We start from the raw sequence: 17,085 nt of genomic DNA, 5'->3' as shown, positions 1-17,085 counted from the left end.
TCTAAAGAACGTAATCTCCGAATTTTTCGACCACTCTATTCACAAACGTTCTGATCTCTTTTCTAATCTCTCTTCCCACCTCTATACTGCTGAGATCGAAGTCTTCCAGGGATGATTCAAGTAACTCGAAGGCTTCTTGAGATAACTTCTTTTTCTTCACTTCTTCGCGCACCATGCTCAGGGCTTTTTCCACGGTGTTCGCAGGTCTGTAAGGCCTTTCCTCTAAAAGTGCGCTGAACACGTCGGCAACCTGGATTATTTTATCTTCAAGGGTCATTTCTTCCCCTTTCAGTCTAAAAGGATAGCCATAACCGTCGAGCCTCTCATGGTGCCTTACCGCGGGTAAGAACCAGTTTTCATCTTTGTAGGGGAGAAGGATGAGATAGGAGAAATAGACGTGCTTTTTCATAATAGCGTATTCTTCATCACTGAGTTTTGCTGGTTTTTCGAGAATTTTGTAACTCACGCTGATTTTACCAATGTCGTGGTACAGACCAGCGATGAAGAGATCCTCACTGTTTCTGCCGGCTTTTTCTGCCATTTTTTCTGAGAAGACTGCGACTCTCCAGGTGTGGCTGGTGGTGAATTCGCTTTTGGTATCCACGATGAACGATACGATTTTCCCAATTTGAATCAGGTCTTTCTTGTCACAGTCCGGACAATTTCTTACGTGGTGATCCAGCAAGTCTGTAACATCGTATCCTGCAAGAATATTCTCAAGTTGCCACTGGACAAACTCCGTGTTCAGAACCTCTCTGCATGCTTCGAACACCTCCGGAAAGAAGAAGCTCTTCATATCTTCAAGAGCTATGAGGATATCTCTGGGTGAAACGTCTAAATTGATCATTGTATATCTTGAAACCTGGTCCGAGATGAAGACGATGTTGGAGATCAGATTCTCTTCTGTTTTGTCCAGGTACGAGGCGGGGAAATGATGTTTCAAAACGATGGGGGATATGGGCTTCAGTTTCTCGACGTAATCGGTGATGAAACTCCCAAGGATGCTGTGAAGGTGAAGGGGTTTGCCCGGGGTGTCCCGCACGATAACGAAAGTGTCGTCTATTTCATCCAGCAGCGTTTTCCCTTCGTATGGCAGAATCAGTCCCAGATCGTGGATCAATCCAGATAAGAATGAAACGTTGGGATCAAGATTCATTTTTTCTGCGATCTGAGCGGAAAGAAAAGCGACCTGAAATGAGTGTCTTCCCAGTGAAGGGATCGTTTCCAGTAAATTGATAAACATCTGTATCATTGTTTTTCACCTCGATTGAATTTTAAAACAGACAGAATTTCGTTCAACAGAGAGTTACGATTTTTCTCGTTCAGCTCAAAGATGACGACATCATTTCTGTTTTTGATCTTTTCTACGAATGGATCGCTCGATTTTTTGATTGTGGCTATCACATCTTTCTCGCTGTCGAAGATTTTTTCGACTACTTCCCGGAATTTCCTGGATAGGAGTTCCATCTTCCCTATCTCGTCTACGATGATCAGATCTTTCTCCTGAAAGGCTCTTTCGAGCGATCTTACACCGATTTCTTCCAGGTCTTTTAGATTCACGTAGTATTTACCCACTCTGTATGGAGAAGGGAGATCTGTTCTTGCTAGTATTCCTTCCTCACCATCTAAGGTGATGATCTTGAAACCGATTCTTTTTTCGCCCTCTCTCATCTCTTCAGTGTAAAAGCCCCCTGCGTTCTGCAGGAGGCGTGATAGTTTCTTGATTAAAGTGGTTTTCCCAACACCTGGCCTTCCGGTGATAAGGATTTTCATTTTAACTCAACGCTGTTCAAAATCCTTTCAAACAGGCTTTCCAGTCTCTTGAAGTCATCTTCTGGAGCGTAGAAGCTCATGTAGAGGTACTGTCCATCTTTCTCCGGAAATTGAACGACCCAGTAAATGAAGTTCTGTCCCGTCTGGTAATCCGGCATGGATGTTTCTATGAAGTTAACCTCGTAATTCGGGGTTTTGTAAACCTCACCGTTGAGTGGTTCTGTCTCGTAATGTGCTTCTGCGAAGATCAGATTTGCAATGTCCAATATGAAGTAATGCACTCCTTCAGAAAGCTGGTAATAGGTGTAAGCGGGAACGTTCAATTTGAAGGTTTCTGTTTCGATGGTTTTCATCTCTGGTTCCTGAACCAGTTTAAAAGAACTTTCATCGAGTTTCTTTCCGTCCGCGTAAACCACTACTTTCCACTCGCCGAACGCATCTTCTCCGAATCTGTCGGTTGCCATCCAGCCCCACACGCTGTCGTAATAGTCGTAACCCGTTTCTATCGTTGGAGCAACGATGTAATAAACGGTTTCCTTCAGATTTCCATCTGGATCGTACCATTCCCATTTGAATATATGAGAGTTTTCAAATGGCTTTGTCGCGCTCCACATGACGATTCTTTTGTCAAAAGGTGTGAACGCAGTGTCCGTGGCGAAAGGTGTGTTTTCGTAAACACTTCTGCAAAGGAGTGATTCTGTAACGGACACTTCTTCTACCGTAGAGCTTTCGAATTTTCCAGAAACGTTTTCAAAGGTCACGGTGGTTCCTTCCAGCGAGTAGAACGGATCTTCCGAGCTGGAGAATAACAGTTGCAGTTTCCCTTCTACGAACTTTCCGCTGAAAGCACCATCCCAGAACCGAGATGGTCCCACGCTACCGGTCGAGTCTGATTTTTTCCACCATCCAAAGATACTGTTTTCGATCACTATTCCTTCCAAGGTTTTCTCTCCAAAAGATCCTTCGAAGTGGTTGCCGTTCTGGTATATTTTCAGCGTTCCATCCTGTGAGTTCCATCTGCTGAATTTGAATCGATCGTTCAGATCGATGCTTGAGAGGATTTTCTCCAGAGTTTTTAAATCCTCGTCTGCAGGTTCTCCGGCCACAAAATTCCAGAAAGCGAGATCTCTCATTCCGAGTGGAAAGACCTGAACGTTGAAAGAAAGGTTGTTTCCTTCAAACTTGTAGTATCTTCCTTTGAATCCTTTCCACTCTGTCTCACCCTGGTCGACGAGAGATGCATCTTGAGATAGTCCATAGACGAGCGCTTCTTCGACACCTGCGTCGTAGATGAAAAACACACCGATTCCCTGATTGAGTGTCTGGCCATCACCCACTCCCTTGAAGACTCCGGTCGAATTGAAAGCCAGTGGGGGTGTTTCCTGCCAGTCTGACGGTTGCTGCCAGCTAATGGGACCGAAAGATCGGGAAGACCCATTCCTGGGAGATTCCAAGGACCGCTAAAAGAACCAAACTGATCAAAATAAGTTTTTTCACAATAAGACCTCCTCATAAGGTTTGCCACTTCTATTAAACCACTTTTCACTTCAAATCACAAGCCACCTTCACGAGTTCGTATTCTCTCGTTCCAAGACCGATCTCCTCAGCGTATTCGAGCTGTGTCTTCCAGGTTACATCTGGGTGAACCTCAAGGAACGGGTCTTTGCCCGTTTTTTGAAGGACGAGATCTATACAGGCCTGATCCAGAGCAACTGGATCTGTACTGACCGCGATTCCGATATCGGGAGCCACGGGAGGTTTGTTCATGTTCCAGCAGTCGCAGTCTGGAGAGATGTTCATGATGAACGAAATGAAGACCGCTTTCTTGTCTTTGAGAACCGCTTTTGCGTATTCAGCCATCTTTTTACTCAAAGAGTCAGTCGAGCTGTCCCATTTTGGAGACATGGCACCGTAGGAACACATGGCGATACACTGTCCACAACCGATACATTTCTCGTAATCGATCTTTGCCACTTTTGTGACAGTAATCGCACCAACCGGGCAGAACTTCGCACATGTTCCACAGGCGACACACTTTTCTTCCACAACGTACGGTTTGGATTCGGAGTGTTGTTCCATCTTTCCTGCTCTGGATGCACTTCCCATTCCGACGTTTTTTATCGTTCCACCAAAACCTGTCGCTTCGTGCCCTTTGAAATGTGTTACAGCGACTATCGCATCTGCAAGAGCTATTGCGGCACCTATTTTCGCTTCTTTTACGTAGTTTCCATCTATTTTCACCTTTATCTCATCTGAACCTCTGAGACCATCCGCGATGATCACAGGAGCTCCCGTCACCTCGTAGGTGAAGCCGTTCAGGTAGGCGTTTATCAGATGATCCACAGCGTTCGATCTGTGGCCGGTGTAGAGCGTGTTCGCGTCGGTGAGGAAAGGTTTTCCACCCAGTTTCTTGATCTGGTCCACAATGATTTTCACGTACTGGGGTCTTATGAATGCGAGGTTTCCGTATTCACCGAAATGGAGTTTTACAGCCACGAACTTGTCTTTTTCGATGATTTTCTCCAGTTCCACTTTCTTCAAAAGAAGTTCTAACTTTTGAAGCATGTTCATGTTTGGGTTGGTTGTCATGTCTGTGAAATAAACCTTCGCTGGCATGTGAATCCCTCCTTTTTTGAGAATTAAAAAGAGAGCCCAGCAGGGCTCTCTTGAGGTGTATGATTTTTCACTTAAATTCTACCACAACTATCTACTTTGTTCAAACAGCCACTCTATGGCTTCTTGATTCTCGTAGGTAGGTATCCACGATCCGTGTGGATCCCACCCGTGTTTCTCCATGAAACCTTTCTCGTACTCGGTATATCTGACCTTCCCACCAATCTCCGCCAATTTTTTCACAAGAACACGCGAATTCTCCACCGGGACAACAGGGTCGTCTTCTGCGTGGAAAACCCAGATGGGTATGTCCTTTATTCTCTCGACTTTGCTGACATCTCCTCCACCGCATATCGGTATAGCGGCTGCGAAGAGTTCAGGAAATTCCATGATGGCAGTCCAGGTGCCGTAGCCTCCCATCGAAAGCCCGGTGATGTAGATTCGATTCTCATCTATGTTGTATTCGTCAAGAAGTTTTCTAATGATCTTTATCACCGCAAGAAGGGGTTTTTCTGGGTTGAAAGGATTTTCCCTGTCAGTGAAGAGTGTGGACCAGCTGCTGTTTGGGGGGCACTGCGGTGCGAGGACGAAACACGGATGAACCACCTGGTATCTCGGCTGGGCCCAGACAACCGCTCCACGATTTCCAGCAACTTGCAGATAGTTGTCTGTTCCCCTTTCTCCCGCGCCATGCAGGAAGACAACCAGCGGGTATTTTCTGTCAGGATTCACATCTTTTGGAACAAACAACCTGTAAGGTATCTCAACACCTGTTTCTGGGTCTTTGAAAGTGAATGCGAGGAAATCATCGATGATGAGATGTTTCTCATCCGTTTGTTTCGACGTAAAAGGTTCCACTTCGTTCCCGTCTACGTCAAAAATGGGAACAAGCTGTGAAACAATGTAGTCCAGTTTCATGCGGGTGTTGAGAAAATTAGGCCCGAAAACAATGGTGTTTGAGTGTAAATCTTCGGTGGAGAGTTCCAGAACAACGTACTTTCCACGGTTGTTGAAAATGCTGAAAGAGAGACCTCCGCTGTTGTTTGCGTAGACTTTTGTAATCGTTCTTGAAGAGTAGGTATCGCCAGTTTTCACTTTCACCGAGAACTGATCCGGTGAGAGTTTCTGACCATCGATCTCAACGGGATATTCGATGACGACCGCACAGACTTTTTCACCTTCCGGAAAGACTTTTGTAATAAGAGTTACACTCTTCACAGTAACATCCTCCTGCGCAAAGAGTATAGAAAGAATTCCCATGAAAATAAAAAACAGCATTCCTCTTCTCGTGATTATACCCCCTTTGATGCAGAATTCACTTCGATATGTTGTAATTTTAACAAAAAATAACGGCAACCGATCATTACATGGAGTCAATAACTTATGATTTCGATGGATTTTTTGTTACACACATTCTTCTCACTTTGAGAATGTCTTGAGCTCCTTGGAAAGAGCATCGGGAATAAAATCAGTTGTAACTCAAAGAAAATATTAGAATTTGAACTATAATTCGAAATAATTCCTGTTATTCACTCATAATCATAAAAAATGAGTATTACTCGTGTTTGTACTTTTTGAGTCATATCGTTATAATTTCTTTCTGAGGAAGATAGATAAGAAGCAGGAGGAATATGGAGTGCATAAAAAGCTGAATCCAAAATCCATGAAAAGAGAAAACAAAAAGATGGTCCTTAGGTATCTGATAGAGAGCGGACCGCACAGCAGGGTGGAAATCGCCAGAAAAACAGGACTCGCCCAGAGTGCAATATGGAGAATCATTGAAGAACTGGTGAATGAGGGATTGGTAGAAGAAAAGGGAACAGCGACTGGTCGCCGCAGAAAAGCCGTAACTTACGGGCCAACAAGATCTTTCATCACATCCATCATATACAACGTAGAAGTACTTGAGACGCTGGTTGCAGTTGGTTTTCTGGATGGTGCATGGAGAATAATTGAGAGGTTCTCTACTCCAAAGGATTTTGATGAATTCAAACAAAGAGTCACTTCTTCTTATGAAAATATTCTCAAAAGCCATGTTCTGAACAAAAACATATCGAAAGTGGTGTTTTCTCTTCCAGGTATTGTGAACACGGAAAGTAAGTTTTTGATTCATGCACCGAACCTTGGATGGAGAAACATTGATTTTCGGAGAGAGTTTGGAAATCTGGATCTGGAAGTTCTGGTGGAAAACGATTCCAACCTTTCGCTGTTGGCTGAAGAATTCTTTTCTCAGGATGTAAAGGAAAGTGATGTTGCCTTCTTTCTCTATTTCGGTGAAGGAATCGGTGGAGCGATTTCGGTGAACGGAAAAATCGTTAGAGGAGAAAATTTCGCTGCTGGAGAAATAGGTCATGTTGTCCTCGATGTAAAAAATGGAAAAGAAGTGGAGGAGTTTCTCTCCATATCAAAACTCGTGGAAAGGATGGAAAAATTTGTGGAACTTCAGGGAGAATCGCTGGATGAGAAGTTCCGATACATCAAAAGGTTATGGTTTTCAGGGGAAAAGAACGTGAAAGAAACAATGGAAGAATTTCTTCAACATGTAGCAGTTGTTTTGAAGAACATCATCTACTTTCTGAATCCCGGCGTGATAGTACTCGGCGGTGTTGTCAACGATCTCTGGGACACATTTGGTTCTTTTATAAAAAGAGAACTTGAAAAGATAACAGACAGAGAAATTGCCAATGTTCTCATAAGAGATACCATTTTCAAGGAAATTTCACCGTCCCTTGTTGGAGGAAATGTTCTGGCGATAGAAGAGTTTCTGAGACAAATAACTTAACCTTTATCCATATACAAAGGAGGTGTGGGTATGAGAAAGTCACTTGTACTGTTACTGGCTCTTCTGGTTCTTTCCAGTTTGATGGCGCAGGTGTCTCTGCCACGTGAAGACACAGTCTACATCGGAGGAGCCCTCTGGGGTCCTGCAACCACCTGGAATCTCTATGCACCGCAGTCCACATGGGGTACTGATCAGTTCATGTACCTCCCGGCGTTCCAGTACGACCTTGGAAGAGACGCTTGGATTCCTGTCATCGCAGAAAGATACGAATTCGTGGACGACAAAACTCTGAGGATCTACATCAGACCTGAAGCAAGATGGAGCGATGGGGTGCCTATCACCGCAGATGATTTTGTCTACGCTCTGGAGCTCACCAAAGAACTCGGAATAGGTCCCGGCGGTGGATGGGATACCTACATCGAGTACGTGAAAGCTGTTGACACAAAAGTGGTTGAATTCAAGGCGAAAGAAGAGAATCTCAATTACTTCCAGTTCCTTTCCTACTCCCTCGGTGCACAACCGATGCCCAAACACGTCTACGAAAGGATCAGAGCACAGATGAACATAAAAGACTGGATCAACGACAAACCTGAAGAACAGGTTGTTTCTGGTCCTTACAAACTCTACTACTACGACCCGAACATCGTTGTGTATCAGAGAGTTGACGACTGGTGGGGCAAGGACATCTTTGGACTCCCAAGACCCAAGTATCTGGCTCACGTCATTTACAAGGACAACCCGAGTGCCAGTCTCGCGTTCGAAAGAGGCGACATTGACTGGAACGGACTCTTCATTCCGAGTGTCTGGGAACTGTGGGAGAAGAAAGGCCTTCCGGTTGGAACGTGGTACAAAAAGGAACCTTACTTCATTCCCGACGGTGTGGGATTCGTGTACGTAAACAATACCAAACCTGGTTTGAGCGACCCAGCTGTGAGAAAAGCGATTGCTTACGCTATTCCGTACAACGAAATGCTCAAAAAGGCTTACTTCGGTTATGGAAGCCAGGCTCATCCGTCCATGGTGATTGATCTCTTCGAACCGTACAAACAGTATATCGACTACGAGCTTGCGAAGAAGACCTTTGGAACTGAAGATGGAAGAATCCCATTCGATCTCGATATGGCAAACAAGATCTTGGACGAGGCAGGATACAAGAAAGGACCTGACGGTGTGAGAGTGGGACCCGATGGCACAAAACTTGGTCCGTACACGATATCTGTTCCGTACGGCTGGACCGACTGGATGATGATGTGTGAAATGATCGCAAAGAATCTGAGAAGCATAGGTATCGATGTGAAAACAGAATTTCCGGACTTCTCCGTGTGGGCGGACAGGATGACGAAGGGAACGTTCGACCTCATCATATCCTGGAGTGTTGGACCAAGCTTCGATCATCCGTTCAACATCTACAGATTCGTTCTTGATAAGAGACTTTCCAAACCAGTCGGTGAAGTCACGTGGGCCGGAGACTGGGAAAGGTACGACAACGATGAAGTAGTCGAACTCCTCGACAAAGCAGTTTCTACACTCGATCCTGAGGTGAGGAAACAGGCGTACTTCAGAATCCAGCAGATCATCTACAGAGACATGCCGAGCATACCCGCGTTCTACACGGCTCACTGGTACGAATACTCGACGAAGTACTGGATCAACTGGCCGAGCGAGGACAATCCAGCCTGGTTCAGACCTTCTCCATGGCACGCGGACGCCTGGCCGACTCTCTTCATCATCTCCAAGAAGAGCGATCCACAGCCCGTACCGTCCTGGCTTGGAACGGTTGATGAAGGAGGAATCGAGATACCCACCGCAAAGATCTTCGAAGATCTCCAGAAAGCGACTATGTGATCTTTTCCCGGCCCCACTTCGGGGCCGGGTTCCACAAAAACAGAGTGGGGAGTGAGAATTGAATGGGATCGAAATCGATGTTCAAGTACCTTTTGAGACGTTTCATCTTCCTGCTTGTTACCTACATAGTGGCAACCACTATTGTGTTTATACTTCCAAGAGCGATTCCCGGGAATCCTTTATCTCAGATTCTCTCTGGTCTTTCCAGAGTCGCCCAGGCTAATCCAGAAGCTATAAGAGCTGCAGAAAGAACTTTGATGGAAGAATTTGGTCTCGGGAAACCCTGGTACGTTCAGTATTTCGAATTCATCACCAAGGCACTTCGAGGAGATCTTGGAACATCCATTACTTTCTACCCCAGGAAAGTCATTGACCTGATCATTCCAGTCATTCCGTGGACACTGATTCTTCTTCTTCCAGCAACTATAGTTGCCTGGATTCTAGGTAACAGCCTTGGTGCTCTGGCAGCTTACAAAAGAAACACATGGATTGACAAGGGAGTCCTTACAACTTCCCTGATAGTTTCTCAGATCCCGTATTACTGGCTTGGAATGATATTCATCTTTCTTTTTGGAGTTAAACTCGGCTGGCTTCCTGTTCAAGGGGCTTATTCTCAGGGAACGATACCGAACCTGAGCTGGTCGTTCTTCGTCGATGTTTTGAAGCACTACATAATGCCCTTCGCATCCATCGTCGTTTCTGCGATGGGTGGATGGGCGATAGGAATGAGACTCATGGTGATATACGAGCTTGGAAGCGATTACGCAATGTTTTCTGAATATCTTGGTATGAAAGACAAGAGAATTTTCAAGTATGTCTTCAGAAACTCCCTCCTCCCGCAGATTACAGGACTCGCTTTGAGCTTGGGAGGGGTTCTGGGAGGAGCCCTCATCACTGAGATCGTGTTCAATTACCCTGGAACGGGATATCTACTCTTCAGGGCTTTGACTACACTCGATTATCCATTGATTCAGGGAATCTTTGTGATTCTTATTGCCTCTATCTATCTCGCCAACTTCATTGTGGATTTCCTTTACGCTCTGATAGATCCAAGAATAAGACTGGGACAGGAGGCATAAAATATGTTTCGAACGATGATAAGACCACTTTTCAAAAACAAAAAGTTCATAATAGGCTTTTCGATTTTTCTCTTCTTTCTCTTCCTGGGAATTTTTGGACCAATGTTCTACAGAGTAGATCCTACTGAAATGACCTGGGATTACGAGCAACCTCCTTCCAGTGCGCATCCTCTCGGAACGGATACGTACGGTAGAGACGTTCTTGCACAACTGCTTCATGGAATTCGTTCTTCGCTTTACATCGGTTTTCTGGCTGCAATCATCTCGCTTGTGATAGGTACGATCATAGGAAGTTTCTCCGCCGTGAAAAGGGGTATTGTGGATGATGTATTGATGGGAATAACAAACATCGTCCTTACAACTCCTTCGATACTCATAGCTATTCTGATAGCGAGTTATTTGAAGGTACGAAGTGTTGAAATGGTCGCAGTCATCTTGGGTCTATTCCAGTGGCCCTGGTTCGCAAGAGCGATAAGAGCACAGCTCATGAGTGTGATGTCGAGGGAGTACGTGTACCTTTCTGTTATGGCCGGCTATTCCGATCTCAGACTGGTGATAGAAGACCTCATCCCAACGATCGCAACTTACGCCTTCATGTCCTTTGTTCTTTTCATAAACGGAGGAATCATGGGAGAAGCAGGTCTGAGCTTGATAGGGCTCGGTCCCACCCAGGGAATCTCCCTTGGAATCATGCTCCAGTGGGCAGTTCTCATGGAGGCAGTGAGAAGAGGTCTGTGGTGGTGGTTCGTGCCACCAGGACTCGCCATTGTGGCTGTCACTGCTTCTCTGCTGGTCATCAGTACTGCAATGGATGAAGTCTTCAATCCACGCTTGAGGGAGGAGTGAAGAATGAAAGAAATACTTTTGAAAGCAGAAAATGTGAGGGCCTACTATAAACTGGAAAAGGTTTCTGTCAAAGCTGTGGATGGTTTGTCTTTTGAAATACTGGAAGACGAAGTTATAGGGGTTGTCGGTGAATCTGGTTGTGGAAAGACAACTCTCTCGAACGTGATCTTCATGAACATGGTAAAGCCGTTGACACTCGTTGATGGAAAGATATTTCTGAGAGTTAACGGAGAGTTTGTGGAGCTGTCGTCCATGACAAGAGACGAAGTGAAAAGAAAATTCTGGGGAAAAGAGATAACGATAATACCCCAGGCAGCGATGAACGCACTGATGCCCACCATCAGGATGGAAAAGTATGTGAGGCATCTTGCGGAATCGCACGGAATAGACGAAGAGGAACTTTTGGATAAAGCCAGAAGAAGATTTGAAGAGGTAGGGCTCGATCCACTTTGGATTAAAAGGTATCCTTTTGAACTAAGTGGTGGAATGAGACAAAGAGCCGTGATAGCGATCGCAACTATATTGAATCCGAGCCTTCTCATAGCTGATGAGCCAACTTCCGCTCTGGATGTTGTGAATCAAAAGGTTCTTTTGAAAGTCCTGATGCAGATGAAACGCCAAGGAATCGTGAAGAGCATAATCTTCATCACCCATGACATAGCGACTGTAAGGCAGATCGCAGACAGAATGATCATCATGTACGCTGGAAAGATAGTTGAGTTCGCACCTGTGGAAAGTCTCCTGGAAAAACCGCTTCATCCTTACACCCAGGGGCTTTTCAATTCGGTTCTCACTCCAGAACCAGAGGTGAAAAAGAGAGGAATCACCACCATTCCTGGAGCTCCACCCAATCTCATAAATCCTCCATCTGGCTGCAGATTCCATCCTAGATGCCCTCACGCGATGGATGTCTGTAAAGAAAAAGAACCACCGCTAACGGAGATAGAACCAGGAAGAAGAGTTGCATGCTGGCTTTACATGGAGGAGAGAGCATGAGCAGGCTCGTCGTGAAGAACCTTACAAAGATCTTCTCACTTGGATTCTTCTCCAAGCGTCGTATAGAGGCGGTGAAGAATGTTTCTTTTGAGGTGAAGGAGAAAGAAATCGTTTCACTCGTTGGAGAAAGCGGTTCCGGAAAAACAACCACCGCAAAGATGATACTGAGGCTCCTTCCCCCTACCTCCGGTGAAATCTACTTTGAAGGTAAAGATATCTGGAAAGATATAAAGGACAGGGAATCTCTGGTTGAATTCAGAAGGAAGGTCCACGCGGTTTTCCAGGATCCTTTTGCGAGTTACAATCCCTTCTATCCAGTCGAGAGAACTCTCTGGCAGGCCATAAGTCTTCTCGAGAACAAGCCTTCAAACAAGAAAGAAGCGCTCGAACTCATAAAGGAGTCACTTTTCAGAGTGGGAATAGATCCAAAGGATGTACTTGGAAAGTACCCGCACCAGATTTCTGGTGGACAGAAACAAAGAATCATGATAGCAAGATGCTGGATCTTGAGGCCTCTTTTGATCGTAGCGGACGAACCCACATCCATGATAGACGCTTCCTCCAGAGGAGGTATCATAAAACTCCTCGAAGAGCTCAGAGAGGAACAAGGAACGTCCATCATATTCATCACACACGATCTGGGGCTTGCCTATTACGTTTCCGACAACATTTTCGTTATGAAGAACGGTGAAATCGTGGAAAGGGGACACCCAGACAAAGTGGTTCTCGAGCCGACCCACGAATACACCAAGCTCCTCGTCGGTAGCATCCCGAAGCTTTACAGGAAACTGGAGGATCTGTGATGTTTACAAAAGCGGTTCTCTCCATTTTTTCTTGGGCTCTGGTTCTTGAATTGATAGTTCTGTTTTATTACCTGTGGCGTGGCTTGAGGCCAGTGGAGTTCTACCTAAATTTAGGACTCCTCGGACTCACAGTACCTTTCCTTGTGTTTCTTGTCGTCAGAGAAAAGAAAAAGAGGAGGGAAGAAGACGATGGAAAGGATCGATGAAATTCTCTCTCAGTTAACTACAGAGGAAAAGGTGAAGCTCGTTGTGGGGGTTGGTCTTCCAGGACTTTTTGGGAACCCACATTCCAGAGTGGCGGGTGCGGCTGGAGAAACACATCCCGTTCCAAGACTTGGAATTCCTGCGTTTGTCCTGGCAGATGGTCCCGCAGGACTCAGAATAAATCCCACAAGGGAAAACGATGAAAACACTTACTACACGACGGCATTTCCCGTTGAAATCATGCTCGCTTCTACCTGGAACAGAGACCTTCTGGAAGAAGTGGGAAAAGCCATGGGAGAAGAAGTTAGGGAATACGGTGTCGATGTGCTTCTTGCACCTGCGATGAACATTCACAGAAACCCTCTTTGTGGAAGGAATTTCGAGTACTACTCAGAAGATCCTGTCCTTTCCGGTGAAATGGCTTCAGCCTTTGTCAAGGGAGTTCAATCTCAAGGGGTGGGAGCCTGCATAAAACACTTTGTCGCGAACAACCAGGAAACGAACAGGATGGTAGTGGACACGATCGTGTCCGAGCGAGCCCTCAGAGAAATATATCTGAAAGGTTTTGAAATTGCTGTCAAGAAAGCAAGACCCTGGACCGTGATGAGCGCTTACAACAAACTGAATGGAAAATACTGTTCACAGAACGAATGGCTTTTGAAGAAGGTTCTCAGGGAAGAATGGGGATTTGACGGTTTCGTGATGAGCGACTGGTACGCGGGAGACAACCCTGTAGAACAGCTCAAGGCCGGAAACGATATGATCATGCCTGGGAAAGCGTATCAGGTGAACACAGAAAGAAGAGATGAAATAGAAGAAATCATGGAGGCGTTGAAGGAGGGAAAATTGAGTGAGGAGGTTCTCGATGAGTGTGTGAGAAACATTCTCAAAGTTCTTGTGAACGCGCCTTCCTTCAAAGGGTACAGGTACTCAAACAAGCCGGATCTCGAATCTCACGCGGAAGTCGCCTACGAAGCAGGTGCGGAGGGTGTTGTCCTTCTTGAGAACAACGGTGTTCTTCCGTTCGATGAAAATACCCATGTCGCCGTCTTTGGCACCGGTCAAATCGAAACAATAAAGGGAGGAACGGGAAGTGGAGACACCCATCCGAGATACACGATCTCTATCCTTGAAGGCATAAAAGAAAGAAACATGAAGTTCGACGAAGAACTCGCTTCCACTTATGAGGAGTACATAAAAAAGATGAGAGAAACAGAGGAATATAAACCCAGAACCGACTCTTGGGGAACGGTCATAAAACCGAAACTCCCAGAGAATTTCCTCTCAGAAAAAGAGATAAAGAAAGCTGCAAAGAAAAACGATGTTGCAGTTGTTGTGATCAGTAGGATCTCCGGTGAGGGATACGACAGAAAGCCGGTGAAAGGTGACTTCTACCTCTCCGATGACGAGCTGGAACTCATAAAAACCGTCTCGAAAGAATTCCACGATCAGGGTAAGAAAGTTGTGGTTCTTCTGAACATCGGAAGTCCCATCGAAGTCGCAAGCTGGAGAGACCTTGTGGATGGAATTCTTCTCGTCTGGCAGGCGGGACAGGAGATGGGAAGAATAGTGGCCGATGTTCTTGTGGGAAAGATTAATCCCTCCGGAAAACTTCCAACGACCTTCCCGAAGGATTACTCGGACGTTCCATCCTGGACGTTCCCAGGAGAGCCAAAGGACAATCCGCAAAGAGTGGTGTACGAGGAAGACATCTACGTGGGATACAGGTACTACGACACCTTCGGTGTGGAACCTGCCTACGAATTCGGCTACGGCCTCTCTTACACAAAGTTTGAATACAAAGATTTAAAAATCGCTATCGACGGTGAGACGCTCAGAGTGTCGTACACGATCACAAACACTGGGGACAGAGCTGGAAAGGAAGTCTCACAGGTCTACATCAAAGCTCCAAAAGGAAAAATAGACAAACCCTTCCAGGAGCTGAAAGCGTTTCACAAAACAAAACTTTTGAACCCGGGTGAATCAGAAGAAATCTCCTTGGAAATTCCTCTCAGAGATCTTGCGAGTTTCGATGGGAAAGAATGGGTTGTCGAGTCAGGAGAATACGAGGTCAGGGTCGGTGCATCTTCGAGGGATATAAGGTTGAGAGATATTTTTCTGGTTGAGGGAGAGAAGAGATTCAAACCATGAAAAGGGGGTAATATGATGAGCAGGCTGGTTTTCGCTCTGCTTCTCTTTCCTGTTTTCATTCTGGCTCAAAACATCCTTGGCAACGCTTCTTTCGATGAACCAATTCTCATCGCAGGTGTGGATATAGACCCACCCGCAGAGGATGGCTCTATAGACACAGGAGGAAACTGGGTATTCTTCACCAATTCAAACGGTGAGGGAACGGCTCGAGTCGAAAACGGCGTTCTCGTGGTTGAGATAACAAACGGAGGAGATCACACCTGGTCGGTTCAGATCATACAGGCTCCCATACGTGTTGAGAAACTCCACAAGTACAGAGTTTCTTTCCGAGCCAAGGCTTCCTCTCAAAAGAACATCGGGGTGAAGATAGGAGGAACGGCCGGAAGAGGATGGACCGCGTACAACCCCGGTACCGACGAATCCGGCGGCATGGTCTTCGAGCTCGGAACAGATTGGCAGAAGTACGAGTTCGAATTCGTCATGAGACAGGAGACCGATGAAAATGCTCGTTTCGAGTTTCAGCTTGGAAGGTATACCGGCACGGTCTGGATAGACGACGTAGTGATGGAGGACATCGGTGTTCTCGAGGTAAGCGGTGAGGAAAACGAAATCTACACCGAGGAGGATGAAGACAAAGTGGAAGACTGGCAGCTCGTTTGGAGTCAGGAGTTCGATGACGGTGTTATCGATCCGAACATCTGGAACTTCGAGATAGGAAACGGTCATGCAAAAGGTATTCCAGGCTGGGGTAACGGGGAACTCGAGTACTATACAGACGAAAACGCGTTCGTTGAGAACGGCTGTCTTGTGATTGAGGCAAGAAAAGAACAGGTTTCCGATGAGTACGGAACCTACGACTACACCTCAGCCAGGATGACCACAGAAGGAAAATTCGAAATAAAGTACGGAAAAATCGAAATAAGGGCAAAACTTCCAAAAGGAAAAGGTATCTGGCCCGCTCTCTGGATGCTCGGAAACAACATAGGAGAGGTCGGATGGCCCACCTGTGGTGAGATAGACATCATGGAAATGCTTGGCCACGACACCAGAACCGTTTATGGAACAGCACACGGTCCGGGATATTCTGGTGGTGCGAGTATAGGTGTTGCCTATCATCTTCCAGAAGGAGTTCCTGATTTCTCCGAAGACTTCCACATTTTCTCCATCGAGTGGGACGAAGACGAAGTGGAGTGGTACGTGGACGGACAGCTCTACCACGTCCTCAGCAAGGATGAACTGGCCGAACTCGGTCTTGAGTGGGTTTTCGACCATCCGTTCTTCCTCATTCTGAACGTTGCCGTGGGAGGCTACTGGCCGGGTTATCCCGACGAAACCACCCAATTCCCGCAGAGAATGTACATCGACTACATCAGAGTCTATAAAGATATGAATCCGGAAACAATCACCGGGGAAGTGGATGACTGCGAATATGAACAAGCACAGCAGCAGGCAGGTCCCGAGGTGACCTATGAACAGATAAATAACGGCACTTTCGACGAACCTATTGTGAACGATCAGGCCAACAACCCGGACGAATGGTTCATTTGGCAGGCGGGAGATTACGGGATCAGCGGTGCCAGGGTCTCCGATTACGGTGTCAGGGATGGCTACGCTTATATCACGATAGCCGATCCTGGAACTGACACGTGGCATATTCAGTTCAACCAGTGGATAGGTCTTTACAGAGGAAAAACCTACACCATTTCTTTCAAAGCAAAAGCGGATACACCAAGACCTATAAATGTGAAAATTCTGCAGAATCACGATCCCTGGACCAACTATTTTGCTCAAACGGTGAATCTCACAGCGGACTGGCAGACGTTCACGTTCACCTACACGCATCCAGACGATGCGGATGAGGTCGTTCAGATCAGTTTCGAACTCGGAGAAGGAACGGCAACTACGATTTATTTCGATGATGTCACGGTGAGCCCTCAATGAGACACATCCCCGGTGCTTTGCGCCGGGGATGTTTCAGAACCATAAAAGGAGA

General features: G+C 46.1%; 14 protein-coding genes. 9 read left to right on the top strand and 5 right to left on the bottom strand.

The window, feature by feature from the left end; all coding sequences use genetic code 11:
- Position 1: 1 nt before the first annotated feature.
- From TM_RS00165 to TM_RS00145, 5 genes are all read right to left on the bottom strand, one after another.
- A complete protein-coding gene (locus TM_RS00165; RefSeq protein WP_004082500.1) occupies positions 2-1,252 on the bottom strand; it encodes an HD domain-containing protein in 1,251 nt (416 codons plus the stop codon).
- Positions 1,249-1,773 (bottom strand): NTPase, encoded by a 525-nt coding sequence (locus TM_RS00160; RefSeq protein ID WP_004082498.1) that lies wholly within the window; start codon positions 1,771-1,773, stop codon positions 1,249-1,251. The genes TM_RS00165 and TM_RS00160 overlap by 4 nt, the downstream gene beginning before the upstream one ends.
- Positions 1,770-3,227, bottom strand: a complete 1,458-nt coding sequence (locus TM_RS00155; protein ID WP_010865033.1) for a hypothetical protein — start codon at positions 3,225-3,227, stop codon at positions 1,770-1,772. The genes TM_RS00160 and TM_RS00155 overlap by 4 nt, the downstream gene beginning before the upstream one ends.
- A gap of 88 nt (positions 3,228-3,315) precedes the next feature.
- Positions 3,316-4,389: a DUF362 domain-containing protein gene (locus tag TM_RS00150; RefSeq protein ID WP_004082494.1), complete on the bottom strand. Its 1,074-nt coding sequence runs from the start codon at positions 4,387-4,389 to the stop codon at positions 3,316-3,318.
- Positions 4,390-4,476: 87 nt separating this feature from the next.
- Entirely contained in the window at positions 4,477-5,604 is a 1,128-nt protein-coding gene (locus tag TM_RS00145) for a prolyl oligopeptidase family serine peptidase (protein WP_228378899.1), read from the bottom strand.
- Between the two features lie 418 nt (positions 5,605-6,022).
- On the opposite strand from TM_RS00145, the gene TM_RS00140 reads away from it, so the two are divergent.
- The 9 genes from TM_RS00140 (at position 6,023) to TM_RS00100 (ending at position 17,033) form a co-directional block, all read left to right on the top strand.
- On the top strand, positions 6,023-7,168 hold the full coding sequence (locus tag TM_RS00140) for an ROK family transcriptional regulator (protein WP_004082489.1): 1,146 nt from the start codon (positions 6,023-6,025) through the stop codon (positions 7,166-7,168).
- A gap of 30 nt (positions 7,169-7,198) precedes the next feature.
- Positions 7,199-9,013, top strand: a complete 1,815-nt coding sequence (locus TM_RS00135; RefSeq protein ID WP_004082487.1) for an ABC transporter substrate-binding protein — start codon at positions 7,199-7,201, stop codon at positions 9,011-9,013.
- 62 nt (positions 9,014-9,075) lie between these two features.
- The gene (locus TM_RS00130) at positions 9,076-10,092 is read left to right on the top strand and encodes an ABC transporter permease (RefSeq protein WP_004082485.1); all 1,017 of its coding nucleotides are present in this window, start codon (positions 9,076-9,078) and stop codon (positions 10,090-10,092) included.
- Positions 10,093-10,095: 3 nt separating this feature from the next.
- Entirely contained in the window at positions 10,096-10,938 is an 843-nt protein-coding gene (locus TM_RS00125; protein ID WP_004082483.1) for an ABC transporter permease, read from the top strand.
- Between the two features lie 3 nt (positions 10,939-10,941).
- Complete coding sequence (locus TM_RS00120) at positions 10,942-11,934, top strand: ABC transporter ATP-binding protein (RefSeq protein ID WP_004082481.1); 993 nt, start codon at positions 10,942-10,944, stop codon at positions 11,932-11,934.
- Complete coding sequence (locus TM_RS00115) at positions 11,931-12,737, top strand: ABC transporter ATP-binding protein (RefSeq protein WP_004082480.1); 807 nt, start codon at positions 11,931-11,933, stop codon at positions 12,735-12,737. The genes TM_RS00120 and TM_RS00115 overlap by 4 nt, the downstream gene beginning before the upstream one ends.
- The gene (locus tag TM_RS00110) at positions 12,737-12,943 is read left to right on the top strand and encodes a TM0026 family membrane protein (RefSeq protein WP_004082479.1); all 207 of its coding nucleotides are present in this window, start codon (positions 12,737-12,739) and stop codon (positions 12,941-12,943) included. Before TM_RS00115 ends, TM_RS00110 begins: the two co-directional genes overlap by 1 nt.
- A complete protein-coding gene (locus TM_RS00105; protein WP_004082478.1) occupies positions 12,927-15,092 on the top strand; it encodes a beta-glucosidase family protein in 2,166 nt (721 codons plus the stop codon). Before TM_RS00110 ends, TM_RS00105 begins: the two co-directional genes overlap by 17 nt.
- Before the next feature lie 12 nt (positions 15,093-15,104).
- Positions 15,105-17,033 carry a carbohydrate binding domain-containing protein gene (locus TM_RS00100; RefSeq protein WP_010865031.1) on the top strand — a complete coding sequence of 643 codons (1,929 nt, stop codon included), beginning with the start codon at positions 15,105-15,107 and terminating at the stop codon, positions 17,031-17,033.
- Positions 17,034-17,085 lie beyond the last annotated feature (52 nt).

The organism is Thermotoga maritima MSB8 (assembly GCF_000008545.1).
Taxonomy (GTDB): Bacteria; Thermotogota; Thermotogae; order Thermotogales; family Thermotogaceae; genus Thermotoga; species Thermotoga maritima.
This window is presented reverse-complemented; position numbering and strand designations above follow the sequence as displayed.

Coding starts and splice junctions, on each gene's coding strand:
- TM_RS00165 (WP_004082500.1), bottom strand. CDS start 1,252: ATGATACAGATGTTTATCAATTTACTGGAAACGATCCCTTCACTGGGA.
- TM_RS00160 (WP_004082498.1), bottom strand. CDS start 1,773: ATGAAAATCCTTATCACCGGAAGGCCAGGTGTTGGGAAAACCACTTTA.
- TM_RS00150 (WP_004082494.1), bottom strand. CDS start 4,389: ATGCCAGCGAAGGTTTATTTCACAGACATGACAACCAACCCAAACATG.
- TM_RS00135 (WP_004082487.1), top strand. CDS start 7,199: ATGAGAAAGTCACTTGTACTGTTACTGGCTCTTCTGGTTCTTTCCAGT.
- TM_RS00130 (WP_004082485.1), top strand. CDS start 9,076: ATGGGATCGAAATCGATGTTCAAGTACCTTTTGAGACGTTTCATCTTC.
- TM_RS00125 (WP_004082483.1), top strand. CDS start 10,096: ATGTTTCGAACGATGATAAGACCACTTTTCAAAAACAAAAAGTTCATA.
- TM_RS00120 (WP_004082481.1), top strand. CDS start 10,942: ATGAAAGAAATACTTTTGAAAGCAGAAAATGTGAGGGCCTACTATAAA.
- TM_RS00115 (WP_004082480.1), top strand. CDS start 11,931: ATGAGCAGGCTCGTCGTGAAGAACCTTACAAAGATCTTCTCACTTGGA.
- TM_RS00110 (WP_004082479.1), top strand. CDS start 12,737: ATGTTTACAAAAGCGGTTCTCTCCATTTTTTCTTGGGCTCTGGTTCTT.
- TM_RS00105 (WP_004082478.1), top strand. CDS start 12,927: ATGGAAAGGATCGATGAAATTCTCTCTCAGTTAACTACAGAGGAAAAG.
- TM_RS00100 (WP_010865031.1), top strand. CDS start 15,105: ATGATGAGCAGGCTGGTTTTCGCTCTGCTTCTCTTTCCTGTTTTCATT.